This window comes from Alkalihalophilus marmarensis DSM 21297 (assembly GCF_000474275.2).
Classification (GTDB): domain Bacteria; phylum Bacillota; class Bacilli; order Bacillales; family Bacillaceae_D; genus Alkalihalophilus; species Alkalihalophilus marmarensis.
On the sequence record NZ_ATAE01000059.1, the window covers coordinates 1 to 1627 of the forward strand.

General features: G+C 39.7%; 1 protein-coding gene. It reads left to right on the plus strand.

From position 1 onward, the window contains the following. The first annotated feature begins 255 nt into the window (after positions 1-255). A complete protein-coding gene (locus A33I_RS18570; RefSeq protein WP_022629817.1) occupies positions 256-1491 on the plus strand; it encodes an IS110 family RNA-guided transposase in 1236 nt (411 codons plus the stop codon). Positions 1492-1627: the final 136 nt, after the last annotated feature.

Consider the following 1627-nt stretch of genomic DNA (forward strand, 5'->3'; position numbering starts at 1 on the left):
TTCGTATTATAAGGTCAGCCAGATAAGAAAATATTTCTGGTTGACCATTTGTTATATGGTTTTATTATAACGGTAGCCGGGGTAAAACGTAACTGCTCGTGGGGCTTGATCCCGTCAACTAAACAGTTTGCCCCCTACTTGTAGAAACATGATTGAGGCTGGTTGGGACATAGATCTCGTATAACAAGCGAAGCTGTGATACTGCAAGAAGGATTAGGGGTACCGGTTAATATTAATATTTGGAGGGGATTGAGAATGAATCCAGTCATTGGTCTGGATGTGTCAAAAGGAGAAAGTCAGGTACAAGCATTCATAGATAAAGGGAAACCATACCGTAAGAGCTTTAAGGTATCACATATTAACGAAGGGCTTGAGTCCCTTGTACAATTCATTGAAGGTTTGACAGCTGAGACAGGGAAGAAACCTCCGGTTATTCTGGAAGCAACAGGACACTATCAAGCTCCTATTGTTCATTATCTTGAGGAACGGGGCTATCTCTTGATTGTTATTAACCCATTGATTTCTTACAAAGCCAAAAGTTCCAGCCTGCGAAAGGTTAAGACGGACGCAGCCGATGCTTATCTTCTGTGTGAACTGTACTATAAAGAGGAACTTGAACCCTATAAAAAGCGCGGTGTTCAACTCCTAAACTTACGTAATCTTACGAGACAACATGAGAATATTACTGGTACTTTAATTCAGACAAAGTTACAATTTCAAGCGATTCTAGATCAGGTATTCCCTGAATTTAGAGGAGTGTTTGGAGATTTATATTCCGTTGTGTCCCTGCTAACTTTAAAGGAATTTCCCTCGTCTGAAGATATTCTAAATGCCCGTGATGAGGTCTTGACCGAAAAGATCCACGGGAATTGTAAGAGTCGTTCACTAAGTTGGGCTAGTGATAAAGCAGCCCAAATCAAAGCTGCGGCCATTCGAAATCCGTTTGAGAAAGCCGTTTATCAGAGTCACATTTTGAGCCTTGGAATGTTTATTAATATTATCCTCCAATACAAAGAGCACCTATCAAAGTTAGAATCCGAGATAGATGCCCTTGCGCAAGAAGTTGAAGAATATGAAGTTATCAAATCAATTCCTGGTATCGGAGAAAAAATCGCTGCAACGATTATATCCGAGATTGGGGAAATTGATCGATTTGACCATCCAAAGAAGCTAGTCGCATTCGCTGGAGTGGATCCAAGCGTTTTTGAATCTGGTAAATTCACAGCTACTAAGAATCGAATAACCAAGCGTGGCTCCAGCAGGCTTCGTCACGCGTTATATATGGCCGTACGTTGTGCCATTCGAGACTGTCGTAAGAAGAAAACGAGTGATGAAATTATCCCTCGTAATAAGAAGTTACGTGAGTTCTACGACAAGAAACGTGATGAAGGAAAACCTTTTAAGGTGGCTGTCATTGCTTGTGTGAATAAGCTCTTACATTGGATTTATGCCCTGTTAAAAAGCAACACATTATTCCAAGATGTAGTTTAGTCACTACGTCTATCTAAATAGTCCAGAACCTTCCAAGTGTTGAGAAATGGTAGGTTATTTAGTGCACTCATTTTTAGTATATCATTTGTATTTTAACTTTTTTATTGAAAAATATTGACAAACTATTAGCTGGTTT

Coding starts and splice junctions, on each gene's coding strand:
- A33I_RS18570 (WP_022629817.1), top strand. CDS start 256: ATGAATCCAGTCATTGGTCTGGATGTGTCAAAAGGAGAAAGTCAGGTA.